General features: G+C 69.9%; 19 protein-coding genes. 13 read left to right on the top strand and 6 right to left on the bottom strand.

Annotated elements, in window-relative coordinates; all coding sequences use genetic code 11:
- Window positions 1-260: 260 nt before the first annotated feature.
- On the top strand, window positions 261-1,118 hold the full coding sequence (locus tag AC1C2S_RS05955; protein ID WP_495351610.1) for a CPBP family intramembrane glutamic endopeptidase: 858 nt from the start codon (window positions 261-263) through the stop codon (window positions 1,116-1,118).
- Window positions 1,119-1,128: 10 nt separating this feature from the next.
- On the opposite strand, the gene AC1C2S_RS05950 is transcribed toward AC1C2S_RS05955, so the two are convergent.
- On the bottom strand, window positions 1,129-2,154 hold the full coding sequence (locus tag AC1C2S_RS05950) for an o-succinylbenzoate synthase (RefSeq protein WP_495351609.1): 1,026 nt from the start codon (window positions 2,152-2,154) through the stop codon (window positions 1,129-1,131).
- Window positions 2,155-2,218: 64 nt separating this feature from the next.
- On the opposite strand from AC1C2S_RS05950, the gene AC1C2S_RS05945 reads away from it, so the two are divergent.
- The gene (locus AC1C2S_RS05945) at window positions 2,219-3,172 is read left to right on the top strand and encodes a 1,4-dihydroxy-2-naphthoyl-CoA synthase (RefSeq protein WP_495351608.1); all 954 of its coding nucleotides are present in this window, start codon (window positions 2,219-2,221) and stop codon (window positions 3,170-3,172) included.
- 379 nt (window positions 3,173-3,551) lie between these two features.
- On the top strand, window positions 3,552-4,709 hold the full coding sequence (locus AC1C2S_RS05940) for an AMP-binding protein (RefSeq protein WP_495351607.1): 1,158 nt from the start codon (window positions 3,552-3,554) through the stop codon (window positions 4,707-4,709).
- 29 nt (window positions 4,710-4,738) lie between these two features.
- Here the strand turns inward: AC1C2S_RS05940 and qcrB are convergent, their stop codons facing one another.
- Window positions 4,739-6,391 carry a cytochrome bc1 complex cytochrome b subunit gene (gene qcrB, locus AC1C2S_RS05935; RefSeq protein ID WP_495351606.1) on the bottom strand — a complete coding sequence of 551 codons (1,653 nt, stop codon included), beginning with the start codon at window positions 6,389-6,391 and terminating at the stop codon, window positions 4,739-4,741.
- Between the two features lie 127 nt (window positions 6,392-6,518).
- On the opposite strand from qcrB, the gene AC1C2S_RS05930 reads away from it, so the two are divergent.
- The gene (locus AC1C2S_RS05930; RefSeq protein WP_495351605.1) at window positions 6,519-7,559 is read left to right on the top strand and encodes a 1,4-dihydroxy-2-naphthoate polyprenyltransferase; all 1,041 of its coding nucleotides are present in this window, start codon (window positions 6,519-6,521) and stop codon (window positions 7,557-7,559) included.
- Window positions 7,560-7,711: 152 nt separating this feature from the next.
- On the opposite strand, the gene AC1C2S_RS05925 is transcribed toward AC1C2S_RS05930, so the two are convergent.
- Window positions 7,712-7,987, bottom strand: a complete 276-nt coding sequence (locus AC1C2S_RS05925; protein WP_495351604.1) for a DUF4229 domain-containing protein — start codon at window positions 7,985-7,987, stop codon at window positions 7,712-7,714.
- A 73-nt stretch (window positions 7,988-8,060) separates the two neighbouring features.
- Between AC1C2S_RS05925 and AC1C2S_RS05920 the strand changes: the two genes are divergently transcribed.
- The 3 genes from AC1C2S_RS05920 (at window position 8,061) to AC1C2S_RS05910 (ending at window position 11,435) form a co-directional block, all read left to right on the top strand.
- Window positions 8,061-8,501: a PLD nuclease N-terminal domain-containing protein gene (locus tag AC1C2S_RS05920; RefSeq protein ID WP_495351603.1), complete on the top strand. Its 441-nt coding sequence runs from the start codon at window positions 8,061-8,063 to the stop codon at window positions 8,499-8,501.
- Window positions 8,494-10,419 (top strand): 2-succinyl-5-enolpyruvyl-6-hydroxy-3-cyclohexene-1-carboxylic-acid synthase, encoded by a 1,926-nt coding sequence (gene menD / locus AC1C2S_RS05915; protein WP_495351602.1) that lies wholly within the window; start codon window positions 8,494-8,496, stop codon window positions 10,417-10,419. Before AC1C2S_RS05920 ends, menD begins: the two co-directional genes overlap by 8 nt.
- 161 nt (window positions 10,420-10,580) lie before the next feature.
- Window positions 10,581-11,435, top strand: coding sequence for a PPK2 family polyphosphate kinase (locus AC1C2S_RS05910; protein WP_495351601.1), 855 nt, complete (start codon window positions 10,581-10,583; stop codon window positions 11,433-11,435).
- Window positions 11,436-11,476: 41 nt separating this feature from the next.
- On the opposite strand, the gene AC1C2S_RS05905 is transcribed toward AC1C2S_RS05910, so the two are convergent.
- Window positions 11,477-12,793, bottom strand: a complete 1,317-nt coding sequence (locus AC1C2S_RS05905; RefSeq protein WP_495351600.1) for an isochorismate synthase — start codon at window positions 12,791-12,793, stop codon at window positions 11,477-11,479.
- Between the two features lie 139 nt (window positions 12,794-12,932).
- Between AC1C2S_RS05905 and AC1C2S_RS05900 the strand changes: the two genes are divergently transcribed.
- The 6 genes from AC1C2S_RS05900 (at window position 12,933) to AC1C2S_RS05875 (ending at window position 19,572) form a co-directional block, all read left to right on the top strand.
- Window positions 12,933-13,664, top strand: coding sequence for a class I SAM-dependent methyltransferase (locus AC1C2S_RS05900; protein WP_495351599.1), 732 nt, complete (start codon window positions 12,933-12,935; stop codon window positions 13,662-13,664).
- 129 nt (window positions 13,665-13,793) lie between these two features.
- Window positions 13,794-14,918, top strand: a complete 1,125-nt coding sequence (locus AC1C2S_RS05895) for a polyprenyl synthetase family protein (protein WP_495351598.1) — start codon at window positions 13,794-13,796, stop codon at window positions 14,916-14,918.
- A gap of 34 nt (window positions 14,919-14,952) precedes the next feature.
- On the top strand, window positions 14,953-16,332 hold the full coding sequence (locus AC1C2S_RS05890) for an FAD-dependent oxidoreductase (protein ID WP_495351597.1): 1,380 nt from the start codon (window positions 14,953-14,955) through the stop codon (window positions 16,330-16,332).
- 118 nt (window positions 16,333-16,450) lie between these two features.
- Entirely contained in the window at window positions 16,451-17,107 is a 657-nt protein-coding gene (locus AC1C2S_RS05885) for a prepilin peptidase (protein WP_495351596.1), read from the top strand.
- Between the two features lie 200 nt (window positions 17,108-17,307).
- On the top strand, window positions 17,308-18,360 hold the full coding sequence (locus AC1C2S_RS05880; protein WP_495351595.1) for an alpha/beta hydrolase: 1,053 nt from the start codon (window positions 17,308-17,310) through the stop codon (window positions 18,358-18,360).
- Between the two features lie 237 nt (window positions 18,361-18,597).
- Window positions 18,598-19,572: a type IV toxin-antitoxin system AbiEi family antitoxin domain-containing protein gene (locus tag AC1C2S_RS05875; protein ID WP_495351594.1), complete on the top strand. Its 975-nt coding sequence runs from the start codon at window positions 18,598-18,600 to the stop codon at window positions 19,570-19,572.
- A 303-nt stretch (window positions 19,573-19,875) separates the two neighbouring features.
- On the opposite strand, the gene AC1C2S_RS05870 is transcribed toward AC1C2S_RS05875, so the two are convergent.
- The gene (locus AC1C2S_RS05870) at window positions 19,876-20,364 is read right to left on the bottom strand and encodes a YajQ family cyclic di-GMP-binding protein (protein WP_495351593.1); all 489 of its coding nucleotides are present in this window, start codon (window positions 20,362-20,364) and stop codon (window positions 19,876-19,878) included.
- Between the two features lie 73 nt (window positions 20,365-20,437).
- Entirely contained in the window at window positions 20,438-21,457 is a 1,020-nt protein-coding gene (locus AC1C2S_RS05865; RefSeq protein ID WP_495351592.1) for a LacI family DNA-binding transcriptional regulator, read from the bottom strand.
- Window positions 21,458-21,492 lie beyond the last annotated feature (35 nt).

Genomic DNA, 21,492 nt, shown 5'->3' with positions numbered 1-21,492 from the left:
TAGCCGACGAAGGGGGCGTATCGAGATCCGGTGCGGGGTCTCGATACGCGTCCTCCTTCGTCGGGCGCTACTCGACCGGCGGGGTTGTCGTTGATCGAGTAGCCGACGAAGGGGGCGTATCGAGATCTGGTGCGGGGTCTCGATACGCGTCCTCCTTTGTCGGGCGCTACTCGACCGGCGGGGTTGAAGGGGGCGTATCGAGATCCGGTGCGGGGGTTAGCCCGATAGCGGCGACGCGAACCGGTTGGCAGGGTGAACGCGTGACCACCACAACGACGCCGCACACCCGGGTTCGCACCGACCTGCTCCTGTTCGCCCTCATCACCGTGCTCATCAGCGGGTCGCTGTGGCTTCTCCTGGCCTGGCAGGGCGGGAATGTGCGCGAAGGCGGTGCGCTCTGGATCTTCGGCATCGCGACGTCGGGTCCGTCGCTCGCGGCGCTGATCCTCTACCTGACCCGCACCCGCCGCGCGCCGGATCGCGGCGGCAGCTCTCGGGTCGCGCCCCCGTGGCTGTGGCTGCCTGCCGCGCTGGTACTCGGCGCCGCCCCGACCGTGATCGCGAACCTGTTGCTCGCACCGCAGGAGTTCAGTGCGCGCCTCGCGGAAGCACCGGCCGTCGTTGCCGACTTCGGAGGCCCGCTGCTCTTCATCCTGCTGTTCATGATCACGGGCCCCATCGCCGAGGAGTTCGGATGGCGCGGCTACGCCCAGCCGCGCCTGCGCCGGTCACTCGGCATCTTCATCACTTCCGTCGTGCTCGGACTCGCGTGGGGGATCTGGCACATCCCCCTGTTCTTCCTGCCGGGAACCGGGCAGGCCGCCATGGGCCTCTTCACCGTCGACGGGCTGCTCTTCGGCCTCTCCTTCATCCCGCTCTCGCTGATCTACCTGTTCGTCAGCGAACGTCTCGGCGGCCGGGTGTGGGCGGCGATCCTGATCCATTTCTCGGGCAATGCGATCGGCACCTTCTTCCCCGATGCGCCCGTGCCGGTCGCCGTGGTGCAGCTGCTGATCACGTGCCTGTTGGCTGCGGGTCTCTACTTCGCTTGGCAGCCTGACGCGCGACGTTCGCTCGGCGTGACGGTTCGCGAACCCGTGCGGTCGGTCGGCGTCTGAACCCGCCGGCTCAGGCGGTGGACGGTGTGCCGGCGCCGGCGCCGGCGCCGGCCCCGGCGTCGGCGAGCACCGCGTGACATCGCACGATGCGCTCGAGCCACCACTCCGTGCGCTCGGGCGACGCGGAGTATCGCTCGAGCAACGCCGGGTCGGGCAGCACACGGCCCACCGGGATCGACCCGTTCTCAGGAATCAACGGCGCCCGCGTGACATCCGCTGCCAGCAATGAGGCGGTGCCGAGCCCGCAGTCGAAATCGAGCACGGGCACGGATGCCGCGAGCTGCGCGCCCATCGCAAGGCCGACGCTCGTGTCGAGGGCGCTCGAGACGACGACGGGCACGCCCGTGCGCCCGATGATCTCGAGGGCGCGGCGGATGCCACCGAGCGGTTGCGCCTTGATGACGAGCAGATCGGCGGCGCCGGCCTCGGCGACGGCGAGCGGGTCGTCGGCGCGGCGCACGCTCTCGTCGGCCGCGATCGGCAGCCCCATGTACTTCGTGCGACGGCGGATCTCGGCGAGCTCCTCGACGCTCGCGCACGGCTGCTCGACGTACTCCAGGTCGAACGGTGCGAGTGCGTGGATCGCATGCTCGGCCTCATCGACGTTCCAGCCGCCGTTGGCGTCGACCCGGATGCGGCCTTCGGGGCCGAGGGCCTCGCGCACGGCGCGAACCCGTGCGACATCCTGTGCGAGTGTCTGGTCGGTGCCGGCGACCTTGACCTTCGCCGTACGACATCCGGGGAATCGTGCGAGCACCGCGGCGACGCTGTCGGGATCGACGGCCGGCACCGTCGCATTGACGGCGATGCGGTCGCGCAGGGCAGGTGGCGGCGCGTTCCAGCCGTAGTCGACGGCAGCGGCCAGCCAGGCGGATGCCTCGGAGTCGTCGTACTCGATGAACGGGGAGAACTCGGTCCACCCCTCGGGGCCCTCGAAGAGCACGGCCTCGCGCACGTCGATGCCGCGGAACCGCGTCACGAGGGGGAGGGCCACGACTCTTGCGGTGGCGAGCAGTTCATTCGGCTCGGGCAGCATGTGCCCAGTCTCGCACCCGCTCCCGTCGAGCGGGTGCATGGTCGTGGCCGAATAGGCTGGGGGCATGAGCGCTGCGGTCTCCGAACTGTTCGATGCGAGCGAGTGGGTCGACGCTGCATCCGCGGTCAGTGGGCCATCGGGCCTCACCGACATCACCTATCACCACTCGCTCGACGGCCGCATCGCGCGTGTCGCGTTCGACCGGCCCGAGGTGCGCAACGCCTTCCGCCCGCACACCGTCGACGAACTGTACCGGGCGCTCGAGGACGCACGCACGAACCCGCGCATCGGCGTGGTGCTCCTCACCGGCAATGGGCCGAGTGCGAAAGACGGCGGCTGGGCGTTCTGTTCTGGCGGCGACCAGCGCATCCGCGGCCGTGACGGCTACAAGTACTCGGATGCCGAGACGGCGATCGTCGACGGGGCCGGCGGCGATGCCGACGCACCGGGAAGTCACGCCGCCGTCGGGCGCCTGCACATCCTCGAGGTGCAGCGGCTCATCCGCTTCATGCCGAAGGTCGTCATCGCCGTCGTGCCCGGTTGGGCGGCCGGCGGCGGGCACTCGCTGCACGTCGTCTGCGACCTCACGATCGCGAGCCGCGAGCACGGTCGCTTCAAGCAGACCGACGCCGACGTGGGCAGCTTCGACGCCGGCTACGGCAGCGCGTACTTCGCTCGTCAGATCGGGCAGAAGTTCGCCCGCGAGGTGTTCTTCCTCGCCGAGGAGTATTCGGCCGACCGAGCTTACGAGATGGGCGCCGTGAACCGCGTCGTGCCGCACGTCGAACTCGAGCGCGAAGCCATCGCGATGGCCCGCACCATCCTCACGAAGTCGCCTACGGCGATCCGCATGCTGAAGTTCGCGTTCAACGCGGTCGACGACGGCATGGTCGGCCAGCAGGTCTTCGCGGGCGAGGCGACGCGTCTCGCCTACGGCACGGACGAAGCCGTCGAGGGTCGCGACGCCTTCCTCGAGAAGCGCGACCCCGATTGGGGCCCGTACCCGTGGCACTACTGACGCGGCGGCCTTCGCGGGACGGAGTGCCAGCCGCCTTCGTCGGACGATCGCCGGTGCGGAGGACACCGACGGCCCAGTTCGTCCTGCCGAGAGCCGAACATCCTTCGAAGCGAACGGTGCGATGCGCATGAAACCACTCGTGCAGGTTTCAGCGATGGATGTCCCGGCACTCACCGAAGCTCTGCGGTCGGCACTCGACGGCGGCCCCGCCGTCTGGCCCGTGCCCGTCGGAACGCGTTTCTCCGCCCCTTTCTCCGCCCCCGCCCCCAGATCTCATTCCGGGGGTGCATTTGCGCCGGAAAGCGTGCTGATCGGTGTGGATTCTGGCGCGAACGCACCCCCGGAACGCTCAGACGGGGTGGAACGCGGGGAGGGCGAGGTGGATGACGACGTCGCACTTGTGGTTGAGACGAGCGGGTCGACGGATGCCCCGAAGCGCGTGATGCTCTCGGCAGACGCCCTCATCGCGAGTGCCGACGCCACCGCCGACCGGCTCGGCGGCCCCGGCCGCTGGCTACTCGCGCTGCCGGGACACTACATCGCGGGCGTGCAGGTGCTCGTGCGCTCGATCGTGGCGGGCACGACCCCGGTGGTGCTGGACGACGGGCCGTTCACGGCCGAGGCGTTCGCCGCGGCATCCGCTCGCCTCACCACTGATGCGCCGCGTTACACCTCGCTCGTGCCGGTGCAGCTCGCCCGCATCGTCGAGCGGGCGCAGCGCGACGCGTTCGTGGCGGCGGCGCTCACCGGATACGACGCCGTGCTCGTCGGCGGGCAGGCGCTCGCGCCGGCGGTGGCCGAGCAGGCGGCGGAGCTCGGCGCCCACATCGTGCGCACCTATGGCTCGAGCGAGACCGCGGGCGGATGCGTCTACGACGGCATGCCGCTCGAGGGCGTCGGCGTGCGGGTCGTCGACCCTTCGACAGGCTCGGGGCAGCGCCTATCGGCAGGCTCAGGGCAGCACCCTTCGACAGGCTCGGGGCAGCGCCCTTCGGCCGGCTCAGGGCAGCGCCTATCGGCCGGCTCAGGGCAGCGCCCTTCGGCCGGCTCAGGGCAGCACGGCCTGGTCGAGCTCAGCGGCCCCGTGCTCGCGAACGGATATCTCGACGACCCGGCCCGCACCGACGCCGCGTTCACGGTCGATGCCCGCGGCACCCGCTGGTACCGCACGGGCGACGTCGGCGAGCTCGACCGCGAGGGCCGGCTCCGCATCCGCGGCCGCGCCGACGACGTCATCATCTCGGGCGGCGTGAAGGTCGCCCTCGGCGAGATCGAGCGGGCGGTGCGCGGCGTCCCCGGTTTCGGTGAGGCCGTGGTGCTCGCCGTCGCCGACGCGGAGTGGGGCCAGCGCGCAGTCGTGGTCGCACCGCAGACGGATGCCGCGGCATCCGCTGCCCTCTCGACCCTCGCCGCGGCGACCGACGAAGCCGGGCTCGCACCCGCGGCCCGGCCCGTGCGCCTCGTGGTCGTCGAACACCTGCCGATGCTCGCGTCGGGCAAGCCCGATCGACGAGCGGTCGCTGCGCTGCTCGCCTGACGGCCGGCTCGGCCGGCTCGCACGGCTGACTAGGCGCCCGGCTCTCCCGTGCCGCTCCCGACGAGCTCGGCCTGCTCCGCCTGACGCTGCGGCGGCGACTCCTGTGCAGGCGGCACGATGCGGTCTTCGAGGAACCAACGAGCGATTGCAGCACGGGTCCGGCGTCGAAGGGTCGGTCGCCCTCCCGCGAAAGGTGAGGGGATGGCCTGCGCGGTCCCGTGGTGGGCGACCAATCGCCATCGGTCATAGACATCCACTCGCTCGTGCACTTCGAGGTATTCGCCCGACGGCAATCGAACGATGCGGCCCGTCTCGTACCCGTGGAGTGCGATCTCCAAGTCCTTCCTCTGGAGGGCGATGCAGACGCGTCGAGTGATGAAGAAGGCGACGGGCGGTGCGGCGAGCAGGGCGATCTGCAGGGTCAGGATGATGCCTTCGATGCTGAGTGCGAAGTGGGTGGCGACGAGGTCCGCGCTCGCCGCAGCCCAGAGGACACCGTAGAACGTGACCCCGGCAACGCCGATCGCGGTGCGGGTCGCGGCATTTCGCGGCCGGTCGAGGATGTGGTGCTCGCGCCGATCCCCGGTGATCCACGACTCGAGGAACGGAAAGAGCATCGCCGTGCCGAGGAACACGCCGATGACGGCGAGCGGAACCAGGACGGCGAGGGTCCAGGTGCGGTCGAGCCAGACGAACTCCCAGCCCGGCGGGACGAGGCGGAGTGCGCCATCGAGGAAGCCCGTGTACCAGTCGGGCTGGCTGCCTGCCGACGCATCGCCGGGCGATGCCGGACCGAACAGCCAGATGGGATTGATCGTGACCGTGGCGGCGATGAGCACGAGGATTCCGGTGACGATGGCGAACAGCCCGGCCGCGCGGGCGGCCGCGTTCGGCAGCATCGGCACTCCCACCACATTGCCTTGGGTTCGTCCGGGGCCGGCGAATTGCGGCGGTCTGTGCACGTACGACGAGCGGACGCGGGCGGCGATGAGCACGACCATGAGCACGGGCACCAGCGCAACGTGCACCGGGTAGAGGTTCTCGATGATCCGGCCGGGAAACTCCCCGCCGAAGATCAGCATGGCCAGCTGGCTTCCAACGAAGGGGATGCCCAAGACGATGCCCTCGACGATGCGAAGGCCCGTGCCGGAGAGCATGTCGTCTGGGAGGGCGTAGCCGCTCCAGCCGCCGAGCAGCGCCACGATGAACAGCAGGAACAGCATCACCCAGCTGGCCTGCCGCGGCCTCCGGAACGCGCCCGTGAAGAACATCACCAGGAGCTGCACCGTCAGGGAGACCGGCAACAGGAGGGCGGCCCAATGGTGGGCCTGCCGCAGCAGCAGTCCGCCGCGCACCTCGAGTGAGACGTGCATCGTCGACGCGAACGCCTTCGACACTTCCGCACCGTGCAGCGGGACGAACGGGCCGTCGTACCGCACCAGCTCACTCGACGGCGTGTAGAAGAACATCAGCACGAGTCCGGTCAGGAAGAGCACGGCTGTGCTCGCGAGCGACACCACCCCGAACAGGTTCGTCCAGTGGAGCGGAACCGCTCGACCGCGCATTTCGCCGGACATCGCCGAGAGTCGGCGGCCGAGCGCGGTCCGCGTCCGGAGGTGGTGCGAGAGGCGGTCGGTGATCGGCGTCCCACGCCGCCGGTCGGCGATCGGGAGTTGGTGCATGCGAGCCTCCAAATGGGTCTTCACTCACAAGACCCCGCCGGGGCCCTGTTTGTGACATTCCATGCCCGTGAATCGGATGTGCTCCCGCGAATCGAACCAGCGGGCGCGGCGAACTAGCATTGACTCCGTGGCGCGCCCGAAACCCCAGAGGATGAACCCCGGCGACGAGATCGCGAAGCGGGAGGCCGCGCGCGATCGACGTGGGAGCAACGCCAAGTCAGACGGCAACGCCAAGTCGAAGGGCAACGCCAAGTCGAAGGGTGCGGCGAAGTCGAACCGCGCTCCTGAGCGCGCGTCGGCCGCCGACTGGGTGTCGGGTGCACGGCTCCGCACCCTGCCACTCGCCGTCGCGCCAGTCGCCCTCGGCACCGGTGCGGGCATCGTCGCGATCCCCGATGGGCCGTGGCACGTCGCCAGGGCGCTGCTCGCCCTCGTCGTCGCCCTCGCCCTGCAGATCGGCGTGAACTACGCCAACGACTACTCCGACGGGGTGCGCGGCACCGACGAGCACCGGGTGGGCCCGGCGCGGCTCACGGGCTCGGGGGTCGCGAAGCCCAGGCAGGTGCTCGCCGTCGCCGTGAGCTTCTTTGCACTCGCCGCGATTGCCGGGCTCGCCCTCACGGTCGTGACCGGGCAGTGGTGGATGCTCGCCGTCGGCGCGGTCGCGATCGTCGCCGCCTGGTTCTACACTGGCGGCAAGCACCCATACGGCTACTACGGGCTCGGTGAGCTCTTCGTGTTCGTCTTCTTCGGCATCGTCGCCACAGCAGGGTCCGCGTACGTGCAGGCGCTCATGGTGAACTTCGAGGCGTGGCTCGGCGGCGTCGGCGTCGGGCTCCTCGCCTGCGCCGTGCTCATGGCCAACAACCTGCGCGACGTCACGCAAGACAAGATCGCCGGAAAGCGCACCCTTGCGGTGCTTGTGGGGCCGCTCGTCGGGCGCATCCTGTTCGTGGTCTTCATGATCGTGCCGTTCGCCATCGTCGCGTTCTTCGCGCTGCTCTACCCCGCTGCGTGGCTCGTGATGTTCGCCCTGCTCGCGGCGCTGCCAGCATGCGCGATCGTACTCACGGCGAAGACACCGCGGGAACTCATCATCGCGCTGCAACTCACGAGCCTCACAGCCCTCGTCTACGGAGTCGGGCTCGGACTGGCGTTCGCGCTCTGAAGCTTCCGTTGGTCGAGCGCCGGATCGAGGAGGCGCGCCAGCGCCGTATCGAGATCTAGCGAGCGTATCGAGACCTGGTGCCCGGTCTCGATACGGCCCTGGCGGGTCTCGATACGGCCCTGGCGGGCCCACTCGACCAGCGGATGGCGGGGCTATTCGGCGGGCGGGCGCCGCTCGACGACTGCGTCTTCGGCTTCGTCGTCTTCGTTCACGAGGGGTGTTTCGCGATGGCGGGCGGCGTAGAGATCACTCGACATCGACTCACGCGGCCGGCGCAGGAAGAGCAGCGACGCGCTGAGACCGAAGACCGCGGCGATCGCGGCGGAGACCCACGGGTCGACCTTGGCGATGAGCAGCACCGCGAGCGGAACGGCGAACAGCAGCACCCGCAACACGGTGTACCAGATCCAGACGGGCACGGACTTCACCCTGACAGTGTAGGTCGCCGCGGCTGGGCGCACTCACAGCCGCGGCGCGCGCTGGCGCGCCTAGACTGAGGTCATGGCCCGGCTGCTCTTCGGACTCGGCGTCGCCGCCGTGATCTTCACGATCTACGCCGTCGCCGATTGCGCGTTCTTCGACCGAACGCGTATTCGTGGTCTCCGGCGCGGCTGGTGGATCGTCATCATCCTCTTCGTGCCGATCATCGGCGCCCTGCTCTGGTTCATCATCGGACGTGGTCGCGCCGAGCGGCTGCCCGGCGGGCGGGCGCGCACCGTCGCCCCCGACGATGACGCCGACTTCCTTCGTCAGCTGGGTAGCGATGCCGCGCAAGACGAGCGGATCCGGCGGCTCGAGCAGGAGCTCGCCGACTTCGACTCCGGCGCCGAGAGTGGCCCGAACGACGGTGAGACCGGCGGCTCGCGCGGCACCGACCGCAAACGACCCGACTCCCCTGAGACGCCGGGCGAGGCCGGTCCGTCCGGCCGTCCGAATGGCTGAGCCGACGCCCCACCGAGCGCCCGGCAGCAGTCCAGCGAGCGACGCTTCGCTGGCATTGCTCACGGCGTTCGTGCGCGATGGAGTCGTCGATCTCGTCGTCGCTCCGGGGTCTCGCTCCCAGGCGCTCGCTCTCGCTGCCGCTGAACTCGAACGCGTCGGAGCCGCGCGTCTGCACGTGCGCATCGACGAGCGCGGTGCAGCGTTTCTCGCACTCGGCCTCGCCGTCGAGTCGGGCCGACCGGTCGCGGTCATCACGACGTCGGGCACGGCAGTCGCGAACCTGCACCCGGCCGTGCTCGAGGCGCACCATTCGGGGGTGCCCCTGATCGTCTTGTCCGCCGATCGGCCGGCAGAGCTCCGCGGCATCCGTTCGAACCAGACCACGATGCAGGCCGGCATCTTCGCCGGCGCGGTGCGTCTCGAGCGCGACGTCGCGCCGCCAGAGGGGGCGGTGGGCGAAGCGGATGCCGCGGCGCACCTCGCGCGCGAGGCCGTCGTCGCCGCGCTCGGCCTCGATGCCGACGGCACGCCGGTGCCCCATCCCGGCCCCGGACCGGTGCACCTGAACCTGCAGTTGCGGGAGCCGTTGTCGGCCGCCGTCGAGCTCGACGTCGCTCCCGCTCCCACGTCCGCCGACGTTGCGCCGGATCTTCCCACTCGATCGAGAGGTGAGGGGGCGGCAGGGGCAGCGCCTGTCGCGCTCATCGCGCCTGGGCCGCGCACGGTCGTCGTCGCCGGGGCGGGTGCCGGGCCGGCTGCCGAGCGTTTCGCTCGCGATGGCGGTTGGCCGCTGCTCGCCGAGGTGACGAGTGGCGCGCATTTCGGGCCGAACCTCGTCGTCGCCTACCGCGAGCTGCTGCGCGAGCCGGGATTCGGCGACGAGATCGAGCGGGTCGTCGTCTTCGGGCATCCGACGCTCGCGCGTGAGCTGCCGGCGCTCGTGCAGCGAGAGGGCGTCGAGACGATCGACGTCGCGCCGTGGGGCATCGAGTGGTTCAACCCCGGGCGCCGGGTCGCACGGTTCGAGCGGGCCGTTCGCGCGGATCCGCACCCGCCGACGCCGGAGGAACGCGCCTGGGTCGGTCGCTGGGTGCACGCGAGCCGCATCCTCGTCGAGTCGGGCCTGCCCGCTGCGTCGGCGCAGCGCAGCGGCATCGACGAGACCGGGCACGTCTCGAACTTCGAAGCGCAGCGGGAGTACATGAAGGCGCAGCTCGCCGCCGTGCGTGCGCCCATCACTCGGCGCATGCTCGTCGACGCCGTCTGGTCGGCGACCTGGCCGCACGATCGACTGGTGTTCGGAGCATCCCGCCTGATCCGCGACGCCGATCGAGTGGTGCCCGGGCGACGCATCCGGGTACATGCCAACCGGGGGCTCGCCGGTATCGACGGCACCGTCGCAACCGCGGTGGGCATCGCGATCGCGAGTCAGTCAGCGTTCCCAGGTGCGGCCGGCAGGGCGGCGAACGCCTCGGGCGACGAGCTCGACGAGCTCGACGAGCTCGGCGGGCTCGATGGGCTCGCCGGGCCGGGCGGGGCGGCGGATGTCGCTGCGCCCGCGTCGGCGGTCGCCCATGCTGCACGGGCGGGCGTCACCCGCGCGGTCATCGGTGATCTGACGCTGCTGCACGACGTCGGCTCGATGCTCATCGGCGAAGGCGAGTCGCGGCCCCGAGTGCAGCTGATCGTCGGCAATGACGGCGGCGGTTCGATCTTCGACTCACTCGAGGTCGCAGCATCCGCCCCCGCCGATGCGTTCGACCGGGTGCAATTCACGCCGCAGCATGTCGATCTGGCAGCGCTCGCCGTGGCCTACGGCTGGGCCTACGTTCGGGCGACCACACGCGGCGAGCTCGACGAAGCGCTCGGCGCCCGCATCGAGGGGCCGTCGATCCTCGAGGTGCCGCTGCCGCGCTGAGTCGCTTTCGTCAGGGTGGCGAGGCGCGGGCGATGTACGGGCGGGCGGTTGCCGCGCGCGACCCGAACCGGCGTCGAGGCGGCTGCAGGCACTTGCCGTGGCATCCGCTCGCTCGGCAGGATGGGACCTGTGCGACGCCGCGTCGCGTGAGGGAGCGTGACATGAGCCGCGAGTCGTATTGGACCGCAGACCCCGCCGAGTTGCTGCGGGTGGGTGCCGGGTTCGAGCTGTCGAAGACCGATTCCCACGCGCACCCGGGCTTCGACGGCGACAAGGAGGCCGGGCAGGCGGCGCTCGCCGAGGGCGCCGAGATCCTCGCCGAGCTGCAGGAGCAGCTCTTCGCGATGAGCCGCCTGGGCGACGAGCGACGCATCCTGCTGGTGCTGCAGGCGATGGACACGGCAGGCAAGGGCGGCATCGTGAAGCACGTCATGGGTGCGGTCGACCCGCAAGGCGTGCAGCTCGCCGCATTCAAGAAGCCGACCGCTGAAGAGCTCGAGCACGACTTTCTGTGGCGCATCCACAAGCGGGTGCCGGGAGCCGGCATGGTCGGCGTGTTCGACCGCTCGCACTACGAAGACGTGCTCATCGGCCGGGTGCGCGAGCTCGCACCGCCCGCCGAGATCGAGCGGCGGTACGGGGCGATCAACGAGTTCGAGGCCGAGCTCGCAGCGACGGGCACGACGATCATCAAGGTCATGCTGCACATCTCGCGAGACGAGCAGAAGGCGCGCCTGACCGAGCGACTCGTCCGCCCCGAGAAGCACTGGAAGTTCAACCCGGGCGACGTCGACGAACGACTCCTCTGGGAGAAGTACGCCGAGGCGTACCAACTCGTCTTCGAGCGTACGGCGGCAGCGGATGCCCCGTGGTTCGTCATTCCCGCCGACCGCAAGTGGTACGCGCGGCTGGCCGTGCAGCACGTGTTGATCGATGCGCTCGAGGCGATGCAGCTCGAGTGGCCGAAGGCCGACTACGACGTCGCAGAGCAGCAGGCGCGTCTCGCCGCGAGTTGAGCGAGGAGCCCTCGCCCCGGCGAGCGGCCCGCCCGGCGAGCTCAGCCGCCGAAGGCCTCGACGATCGGACGGAACTTCATCACCGTCTCGGCGAGTTCGTCGGTCGGCACCGAGTCGTGCACTATGCCGCAACCGGCATATGCGGTGACCGTGCCGTCGGGGTCGACCTGCGCGCAACGCAGCGCGATCGCCCATTCGCCGTCGCCGTCGCCGTCGATCCATCCCACAGGGCCGGCGTAACGGCCTCGGTCGAAGCCCTCGAGCTCGGCGATCACGCGCAGGGCGACGCGCCGGGGCGTCCCGGCCACGGCGGCGGTCGGATGCACCGCCTGCACGAGGTCGAGCGAGCTCGAGCCGTCGCCGAGCGTGCCCTTGAGGTCGGTCGCGAGGTGCCAGAGGTTCGGTAGCTGCAGGGTGAAGGGCTCGGGGCTCGTGTCGAGTCGGGCGGTGTGCGGCGCGAGCCGTGTCACGGCGCTCTGCACGGCGAGCGCATGCTCGGCGCGGTCCTTCTCCGAGGCGGCGAGAGCGATGGCGCGCTCCCGATCCGACGCCTCGCCGGCGCCGCGTGATGCGGTGCCGGCGAGTACCCGCGCCGACACGGTGCCATGATCGACGCGCACGAGCGTCTCGGGGCTCGCCCCGATGAGCCCGTCGACGGCGAAGACCCAGGTGTCGGGGTAGTCCTCGGCGAGACGGTTGATCGTGGCGCGGAGCCCGGCGTCTTCGTGGAGTTCGCCGACGAGTTGCCGGGCGAGCACGACCTTCTCGAACTCGCCCGCGTCGATGCGCCGCACGGCCTCGGCGACGGCTGCCTCATATGCCTCGGGCGGCACCGATCCAGGTGCGAAGGCGACGCGCGGCACCTGACGTTTCGGCGCGGGTTCGGGCAGTGCGTCTTCCGCGTCGGCGATGGAGTCGACGCCGGAGGCGGAGCCGGTGGCATCCCTCGCCTCGTCGTCGCCGGTGTCGAGCGCGATGCGCGTGACCCAGGCGCGGCCGTCACGCCGGCCCATCACGAGCTCGGGCACGATCAGCACGCTCGTCGACTCGGACTCGTCGGCGAACGCGAAAGTACCGAAGGCGACGAGCCCGGTGCCCGGCAGCCCGACGCGGTCGTCGATCTCGGCGATCTCGACGAGAGAAGTCCACGCGGCGGCGGCGTCGGCGACGCGGTGCGGCCCGGTCGTCTCGATGCGCATCGTCTCGCCGAGGCCCACGATGCCCTCGCCGCGGCGCATCCAGACGAGCGGATGCCGCGGATCGGCGCGGGGGATCAGCGGCTCCGTCTCATCGACGGCGACGGTGCGAACGCGGAGGCGTGCACTCGCCGCCTGCGCCGCGCCATCCTTCTGACTCACCGCCTCAGCCTACGCCGCGTTCTCGGACCGCTCGCCGTCGCGTGATCCCATCGATGCGCGGGATGGCGGACCGATCGCCACGCGGCCAGTGAGCTCGCGAGGTCGAACGGCGCGGGCGGCTCCGCCGTAGAATCGGGGGATGACCCGCGCAGACCTCGGCAAGCAGCCCGAACAGGTGTCGGCGATGTTCGATCGCGTCGCCGCGAACTACGACCGCACGAACAACGTGCTCTCGGTGGGCAACGCGCCGCTGTGGCGGGTCGCCACCACGCGCGCGGTCGACCCGAAGCCCGGGCAGCGCATCCTCGACGTCGCGGCGGGCACCGGCACGTCGAGTGCGAGCCTCGCGAAGTCAGGGGCATCCGTCGTCGCCGCCGACTTCTCGCCGGGCATGATCGAGGTCGGCCGTCGTCGCCAGGCCGGCGTGCAGAACCTCGTGTTCGTCGAGGCCGACGCCACGAAGCTGCCCTTCGGCGACGACGAGTTCGATGCCGTGACGATCTCGTTCGGCCTGCGCAACGTCAACGAGCCGAAACAGGCCATCGCCGAGTTCTTCCGCGTGACGAAGCCCGGTGGTCGCCTCGTGATCTGCGAGTTCTCGACCCCGCCCGCCGGCCTCGTGCGCACCGGTTACGGCATCTACCAGCGCTACGTGATGCCGCCGCTCGTGAAGCTCTCGAGCTCGAACGACACGGCATACGACTACCTCAACGAGTCCATCGGCGCGTGGCCCGACCAGCCGACGCTCGCGGGCTGGATCCGCGAGGCCGGGTACACGGATGTCGCGTGGCGCAACCTCACCCTCGGCGTCGTCGCCCTGCACCGTGCCGTGAAGCCACGCACGTCGTCGGTCGAGCGCAGGATCGAGTAGGCGCGCCAGCACCGTATCGAGATCCAGCGAACGACAGCGAGCGTATCGAGACCCATTGGCCGGTCTCGATACCCACCCCTCCTTCGTCGGGCGCTACTCGACCACCGGACCCCCGGTAGGCTAGGCAACGTGAAACCGAGTCACCCGGTCGCCCGTCGAGGCTCATCGCTCGCCGCGAATCTCGGCCTCAGCGAACGCGTCTTCGCCTCCTCCGCCGACAAGGCCATGGCCAAGGCGATCGACGACGGACTCGATCGCGTCGAGGCCGGCCTCCTCGACGAGGTGCGATTCGCCGACACGATCGCGGATGTCTCGACGCGCTACCTGCTCGAAGCGGGCGGCAAGCGTGTGCGACCCATGCTCACCCTGTTGACCGCGCAGCTCGGCGCGGGCGCCACCGACGACGTGGTCACCGCGGCGCAGGCGATCGAGATCACGCATCTCGCGAGCCTGTACCACGACGACGTCATGGACGACGCCGACCGACGCCGCGGGGTGCCCAGCGCGCAAGCGGTGTGGGGCAACTCCGTCGCGATCCTCACCGGCGACCTGCTCTTCGCTCGTGCGAGCCAGCTCATGGCCGGCCTCGGCGAGGGGGCCATCCGCATGCAGGCCACCACGTTCGAGCGACTCGTGCTCGGCCAGCTGCACGAGACGGTCGGCCCGCAGCCGGGCGACGACCCGATCGAGCATTACATCCAGGTGCTCGCCGACAAGACCGGGTCGCTCATCGCAAGCGCGGCCCAGTCGGGCATCATCTTCTCGGGCGCCGACCCCGGCTACGAGGCGCCGATCATCGAGTTCGGCGAGAAGATCGGGGTGGCCTTCCAGCTCGTCGACGACGTCATCGATCTCTCGCCGCAGCCGGCCGAGACCGGCAAGGTGCCCGGCACCGACCTGCGTGCCGGCGTCGTGACGCTGCCGATGCTGTGGCTCGCCGAACAGGCGAAGACCGATGCGACATCCGCTGCCCTGCTCGAACGCATCGAGCGCGACGTGGTCACGATCACCGACCCCGATGCCCTCGGTGACCCGCTCGACACGAACACGCTCGCGTCTCGCATCGTGCCGTCGCGGGCGACCGTCGATGCGATCGTCGCTGAACTGCGGCAGCACGAAGCGACGCGCGCTACGCTCGCTGAGGCCCACCGTTGGGCTCGCGAGGCCGTCACGGCCCTGGCGCCGCTGCCCGGGGGCAGCGTGAAGAAGGCGCTCACACGATTCGCCGAGACGGTCGTGGAGCGCGAGAGCTGATGAAGAGCCCGAAACTGATGGAGAGACCGCGCACGTGACGAAGAACAAGCTGAGACTGGCGATCGTCGGGGCGGGCCCGGCGGGCATCTACGCCGCGGACATCCTGCTGAAGGCCGAACGCAACTTCGACGTCTCGATCGACCTGTTCGATCATCTGCCCGCGCCCTACGGGCTCGTGCGCTACGGCGTCGCGCCCGACCACCCGCGCATCAAGGGAATCGTCACGGCGCTTCGCGAGGTGCTCGACCGCGGCGACATCCGCATCTTCGGCAATGTGCGCTTCGGCGAAGACGTCACTCTCGACGACCTGAAGAAGCACTACAACGCCGTCATCTTCTCGACCGGCGCGGTGAAAGATGCCTCCCTGAACGTGCCCGGGTCCGAGCTCGACGGTTCGTACGGGGCCGCCGAGTTCGTGAGCTGGTTCGACGGGCATCCCGATTTTCCGCGCACGTGGCCGCTCGAGGCCCGCGAGGTCGCCGTCATCGGCAACGGCAACGTCGCACTCGACGTCTCGCGCATCCTCGCGAAGCACGTCGAAGACCTGATGCCCACCGAGATCCCCGCGAACGTGGCCGCCGGTCTCGCCGCGTCGCCGGTGACGGATCTGCACGTGTTCGGCCGCCGCGGCCCGACCTCGGTGAAGTTCACCCCGCTCGAGCTGCGCGAGCTCGGCGAGTTGCGCGACGTCGACATGATCCTGTACGACGAGGACTTCGACTACGACGACGCGGCCCGTGCAGCGGTGTCGGGCAACAAACAGGTCTTCGTCATCGACAAGGTGCTGAACCAGTGGCGCCAGCGCGAGGTCGGCCAGGCCTCTCGCCGCCTGCACCTGCACTTCTTCGCGAAGCCGCTCGAGATCGTCGACGACGGCACCGGCCGGGTCGGCGCGATCCGCTGGGAGCGCACCGCACCCGACGGCGAGGGCGGCGTCGTCGGCACGGGCGAGATCCGCGAGCTGCCCGTGCAGGCCGTGTACCGCGCCGTCGGCTACTTCGGCTCACCGCTGCCCGGCATCCCCTTCGACGAGACGTTCGGCGTCATCCCGAACCACGAGGGGCAGGTGCTGATCCGCGACAAGGAGTCGGGCGAGGCCCGCCAGATGTACGGCGTCTACGCGACCGGCTGGATCAAGCGCGGCCCGGTCGGGCTCATCGGGCACACGAAGTCCGACGCGATGGAGACGATCAAGCACGTCATCAACGACCTCGGCAACTGGTGGACCCCCGAGTCGCCGTCAGAGGAGTCCGTCGTCGAGTTGCTCGAGTCCCGCGGCATCCGATACACCGACCTCGACGGGTGGCACCGCCTCGACGAGCGCGAGCAGGAACTCGGTTCGGCCGAGGGCCGCGTGCGCATCAAAGTCGTGCCCCGCGACGAGATGATCGACATCTCGCGCGACGAAGTGTAGGCACCGGCTCGTCGAGCAGGCCCGCCAAGCCGAGTCGAGACCCGACGCGCGCAACGGTCGCCTCGACCCTGTTGACAGTCGCGAGCCCACGCCGCCGCCGGCCGCTACGCTGCTCACCATGCCTTTCGACTGGTCGACCGTGTTGACGGCGGCCGGTTCGGCCTTCGTCGGCTTCGCTCTCGGCTGGTGGCCGCTGGCGCACTGGGCGAGACGGTCGATGCAGAGCGAGCGGATGTCGCAGCAGACGGTGCGCCTGAGTGCCGCAGTCGTGACCGCCACCGTGTTCGGCACGCTCGCCCTGAGGTTCGGGTCGTCGTGGGTGCTGCCGGCGCTGCTCGCCTTCGCGGCGTGCGCCACCGTGCTGTCGATCGTCGATCTCGCCGAGAAGCGCCTGCCGAATGCCGTCGTCTTTCCGGCCTTCGCCACCGTGGCGGTGCTGCTCGTACCGGCGACGTGGGCGGCCGGCACGTGGATGCCGCTCGTGTGGGCGGTGACCGGGGCCGCGGCGATGTTCGCCCTCTACCTCGTGCTGGCGCTGATCTCGCCCTCCTCGATGGGCATGGGAGACGTCAAGCTCGCGCTCGTCATCGGCGTGCTGCTCGGCTGGTTCGGACTCTCGGCGTGGCTCCTCGGGCTGCTCGCTGCTTTCCTGGTCGGGGGAGTGGTTGCGATCATCGCGCTCGCGCTTCGCCGCGTCACGTTGCGCGGTTCGATCCCGTTCGGGCCGTCGATGCTCGCCGGCACGCTGCTCGCGGTGCTCGTCGTCGGCCCCTGATCGCGCGTCGTCGGGCTGTGCGCTCAAGCGCCTCGCGGGGTCGGCACGAATCGGGGTCGGCCTGAGCCGGGGTCGGCCTGAGTCGGGGTCGGCCTGAGTCGGGGGCAGCCTGAGCCGGGGTCGGCCTGAGTCGGGGTCGGCCTGAGCCGGGGCAGCCTGAGTCGGGGTCAGTATGCTGAGCACAAGCGAGGGGAGGCGCTGTGGCGAACGTCGAGACGAGCACTGAAGGCTGGCGCCCGGACGTACTCGGTGAGCGCTTCGAACAACTCACCCTGCCGCTCGGGCGCGACAATGAGGGAGAGGTGGTGGCCACCCTCGTGCGGTACCGGCCACCGCGGCGCCTGCGGCTGACGCGAGGCGCGGCATCCGGAATCGATGTGCTCTACGTGCACGGCTGGAGCGACTACTTCTTCAATCCCGAGCTGGCCGAGTACTGGGCGAACGCCGGCGCACGCTTCTTCGCGCTCGACCTGCGCAAGTACGGCCGCAGCCTGCGCCGCGGCCAGACTCCTGGTTTCATCACCGATCTCGCCACCTACGACGCCGATATCGGCGCCGCGCTCAGTGCCATGGGGCATGGGGCGACGGATGCCGCGGAGTCGGCCACGCCCGGCACGGCGAGCGATGCCGAGGCATCCGCTCGGCCGCTGATCCTGCTCGGCCATTCGACCGGTGGACTCACCCTCAGCCTCTGGGCCGCCCGCAACCGCGGACGGGCGGCGGCGCTGGTGCTGAACAGCCCGTGGCTCGAGTTCCAGGCGAGTCGTGTCGGGCGCGAGGCGCTCGCACCGGTGATCGGCTGGGGTGCGAAGGTCAACCCGCTCGCGGCGCTGCCGAACGTCGACTTGGGCTTCTACACCCGCACGGTCGCGAAGGAGCAGGATGGCGAGTGGGAGTACAACCATGAGTGGCGGCCCGATCGCGGGTTCACGACGCATCCGGCGTGGCTGACGACCGTGCTCGCCGGGCACGCCACCGTTGCAGCACGCATCGACGTGGGCGTGCCGGTGCTCACGCTGCTGTCGAAGCGGTCGATGCTCCAGGCGCGCTGGGATCCGGGGATGCGCTCGAGCGACGTCGTGCTCGTCGTCGACGAGATCGCCGAGCGCACCCTGCGGCTCGGCCAGTCCGGCACAGTCCTCCGCATCGACGGTGCGTTGCACGACGTGTTCCTCTCCCGCGGGCCCGTGCGGAAGGCCGCGTATGCCGCGATCACGCGCTGGCTGCGCGGCTACGCTCCGCGCGCCCGCTGACGCGCTGCCGGCGCTGCGCCCTGCCGCGCCCGCGCCCGCCGGCGCTCGCTCCCGCTCCCGGCCTGCTCACGCGGGCGAACACGTGACGGCCTTTCGCCAGCTGACGGTCTGCGGAAACCGCCGTTGCCGCGCAAGAGGTCGTGGCGACTGGTCCTCCACACTCGTGCACTCGTGCGATGGTGCACCGGAACAGCGTACGAGGCGGTTTCGTGAGTGCGACGATGCGAGGTTGGCGTCATGCATATGCTTCCAGTCACAGGCCAGGGCTTCGTGCTTGCCAGAGATGCCCGCGCCCTCGGCCGCAGCGCAGAGTTGGCCTCCGCAGCGAAGTCGGGCGAGCTCGAGGTCGTCAGGCGGGGCGTCTATCGTGCTGTGCCTGCTGGTGAAGATCGGCGTACCCCCGCTCGACGTCGGGCGGATCGGTACCTCCTCCAAGTGAAAGCCGCTGCGGAGACCCTTCACGCGCCGATCTTCACCTCGTTTGCGGCAATCGCGCTTCAGGGACTGCCGATCATCGGAGCCTGGCCTGAAGAGGTGTTCGTGCTCGCGCCGGGGTCGCATGGTCACAAGAGTCGAACGACCATCGCCGTTGCGCGTCTCGACGAGGTGCTGACGGGTCGGGTTGCGGGGCTCGCCGTCACAGCTCTCGAGCATTCGCTGATCCAACTCTGCCGACACGCGACGTTGGGCGCTGCGCTGGTCGCGGTCGACGCGGCGCTTGCGGCGATGCCGTGGGAGAACAGGCCACCTCCCACCACACTCGAGGCATTGTGGGCTGAGCATGCCCGGCTGCTGCCCTACCCGGGCAGCCGGAGAGTCGAGGCAGTACTCCGGCGCGCAACGTCACTGTCGGGGACGCCGTTCGAGACCTGCAGCCTTCTGGTGATGGAGGAGTTCGGAATCCCTCGTCCAGTGCAGCAGCATCCGTTCTGGCTCGCCGAACTGGGCCGTTGGGCATTCGTCGACTTCTTCTGGCCGGACTCCGATGCGGTCGGCGAGGCCGACGGGCGCGTGAAGTACCTCCTGACCGAGGGAGCCGAACGTGCGGCCGAACGCGTCATCGACGAGAAGGAGCGCGAAGAAGCCGTACGGCGACAGGTCCGCGCGTTCGATCGTTGGAACTGGCACGAGATGTGGACTCGCGAGCCGATGGTGCAGCGCTTGCGCCGGCTCGGTGTTCAGGGAGAGTCCCGCCGCTTGCGCCTGTTCTGACGCGCATCCGACGCTCGAACGCAGCGCGCGATCGCCCCGCCTCGCCGAGCCACGACCTTTTGACAGGTGGCGCCTGCTTGCACCGACCGTGTCGCGTCATACCACCGTCACGGTGAGTGTGTGAAGTGCGTGAAGTGTGGGGGTGCGTGGGTGCGCGAGGTGCGTGAGGTGCGTGAGGTGCGGGGGTGCGTGAGGTGCGTGAGGTGCGGGGGTGCGCGGGGTGCGCGAGGTGCGTGAGGTGCGTGGGCGCGTGAAGTGTGTGGGCGCGCGAGGTGCGTGGTGGATGTGGCGAGGCGCCAGCGCTCAGCGGAAGTTCACGAACTGCAGCGCGACCTCGAGGTCTTTGCCCTTGAGCAGCGCCATCGTGGCCTGCAGGTCGTCGCGGCTCTTCGACGTGACGCGGATCTCGTCGCCCTGGATCTGGCTCTTCACGCTCTTCGGCGCCTCGTCGCGGATGATCTTCGACACCTTCTTCGCGTTCTCGGAGTCGATACCCGCCTTCATGGTCGTCTCGATGCGGAACTCCTTGCCCGACGCGAACGGCTCGCCCGCATCGAGCGCCCGCAGCGAGATGCCGCGCTTGATGAGCTTCGCCTCGTACACCTCGAGGATCGCCTTCGCGCGCTCTTCACTGTTGGCCTTGATCAGCACCTTCTCGCCGGACTGCTCGATCGACGCACCGATGTTCTTGAAGTCGTAGCGCTGCGCGACCTCCTTCTGCGCCTGGTGGAGGGCGTTGTCGGCCTCCATCTGGTCGACCTTGGAAACGATGTCGAACGTTGCATCTGCCATGCGCGCCAGTTTAGCGATGAGCGGATGCCGCGAGCAGGGGTTTGCGGGTTCGACCCCGAGCAGGCGCGGCGAATCAGGCCGGCGGGCGGGCCGTCGAGGAGCGCACCCGCAACTCGTACGGCAACGGGGTCGCGGCGGGCGTCGCGGCATCCGTCGTGCTGGGTTCGAGCTCGTCCATCAGGATCTCGACCGCCATCTCGCCCTGCACGCGGGGGAACTGCGCGACCGTCGTGAGGCCGAAGAAATCGGAGAGGTCGTGGTCGTCGATGCCGGCGATGGAGACGTCACGCGGCACGACGAGCCCGAGGTCGCGTGCGGCGAGCAGGGATCCCATGGCCATCTCGTCGGAGGCGGCGAAGATCGCCGTCGGCCGGCTGTGAGGGGCGCCGAGGAGCTGCTTGGCGGCGTGATAGCCGCCGCGGATGGTGAAGTCGGCGGGGGCGAAGAGGCGCGGGTCGACGTCGATGCCCGCGTCGCGGAGCGCCGCCTCGTAGCCGATGCGGCGATTGGTGGGCAGGTGGAAGTCCATGTCGAACTCGAGGTCGCCGCCGATGTGCGCAATGCGAGTGTGTCCGAGCCCGATGAGGTGCTCGGTCGCGAGGCGCGCGACGGCGACGTCGTCGATCGTGAGGGTGCGTACACCGGGGATGGGGCCGCCGACACCGACGAGCGGCTTACCGAGGTCGTGCAGTCGCGTGACCTCGCGCTCGGTGAGTTCGAGGGAGACGGCGATCACCGCGTCGACGCGCTGCCGCAGGAGGAAGTGCTCGAAGACGCTCGAACGTTCCTGCCCGTCGCCGGAGAGGTTGTAGAGGGTGAGGTCGTACCCGCTGCGGAGGAGCGACTGCTGCGCGCCCTCGAGCACCGAGGAGAAGAACCACCGGTTCAGGAACGGGATGACGACGCCGATGTTGCGTGTGCGCCCTGATGCGAGGCTCGACGCGTTCGACGAGACGACGTAGCCGAGTCGCGCGGCGGCCTCTTCGACCTTCGCCTTGGACGTAGGGGAGACGTGACCGCGGCCGCTGAGCGCGCGCGACACGGTCGCGGTCGATACGCCCGCGAGTCTCGCGACCTCTTCGATGCCGGCCATGGCTCCTCATTCCCGGCATCGCCGAGTCAGGAGGA

It is taken from the genome of Agromyces sp. Y782 (assembly GCF_059445405.1).
Note: the sequence above shows the minus strand (reverse complement) of the source record. Positions and strands in the feature narration are given on the sequence as shown.

Bases quoted from the DNA above. Each gene is read 5' to 3' on its own strand.
- AC1C2S_RS05950 (WP_495351609.1), bottom strand. From the start codon at position 2,154: ATGCTGCCCGAGCCGAATGAACTGCTCGCCACCGCAAGAGTCGTGGCC.
- AC1C2S_RS05945 (WP_495351608.1), top strand. From the start codon at position 2,219: ATGAGCGCTGCGGTCTCCGAACTGTTCGATGCGAGCGAGTGGGTCGAC.
- qcrB (WP_495351606.1), bottom strand. From the start codon at position 6,391: ATGCACCAACTCCCGATCGCCGACCGGCGGCGTGGGACGCCGATCACC.
- AC1C2S_RS05920 (WP_495351603.1), top strand. From the start codon at position 8,061: ATGGCCCGGCTGCTCTTCGGACTCGGCGTCGCCGCCGTGATCTTCACG.
- menD (WP_495351602.1), top strand. From the start codon at position 8,494: ATGGCTGAGCCGACGCCCCACCGAGCGCCCGGCAGCAGTCCAGCGAGC.
- AC1C2S_RS05910 (WP_495351601.1), top strand. From the start codon at position 10,581: ATGAGCCGCGAGTCGTATTGGACCGCAGACCCCGCCGAGTTGCTGCGG.
- AC1C2S_RS05900 (WP_495351599.1), top strand. From the start codon at position 12,933: ATGACCCGCGCAGACCTCGGCAAGCAGCCCGAACAGGTGTCGGCGATG.
- AC1C2S_RS05885 (WP_495351596.1), top strand. From the start codon at position 16,451: ATGCCTTTCGACTGGTCGACCGTGTTGACGGCGGCCGGTTCGGCCTTC.
- AC1C2S_RS05875 (WP_495351594.1), top strand. From the start codon at position 18,598: ATGCATATGCTTCCAGTCACAGGCCAGGGCTTCGTGCTTGCCAGAGAT.
- AC1C2S_RS05870 (WP_495351593.1), bottom strand. From the start codon at position 20,364: ATGGCAGATGCAACGTTCGACATCGTTTCCAAGGTCGACCAGATGGAG.
- AC1C2S_RS05865 (WP_495351592.1), bottom strand. From the start codon at position 21,457: ATGGCCGGCATCGAAGAGGTCGCGAGACTCGCGGGCGTATCGACCGCG.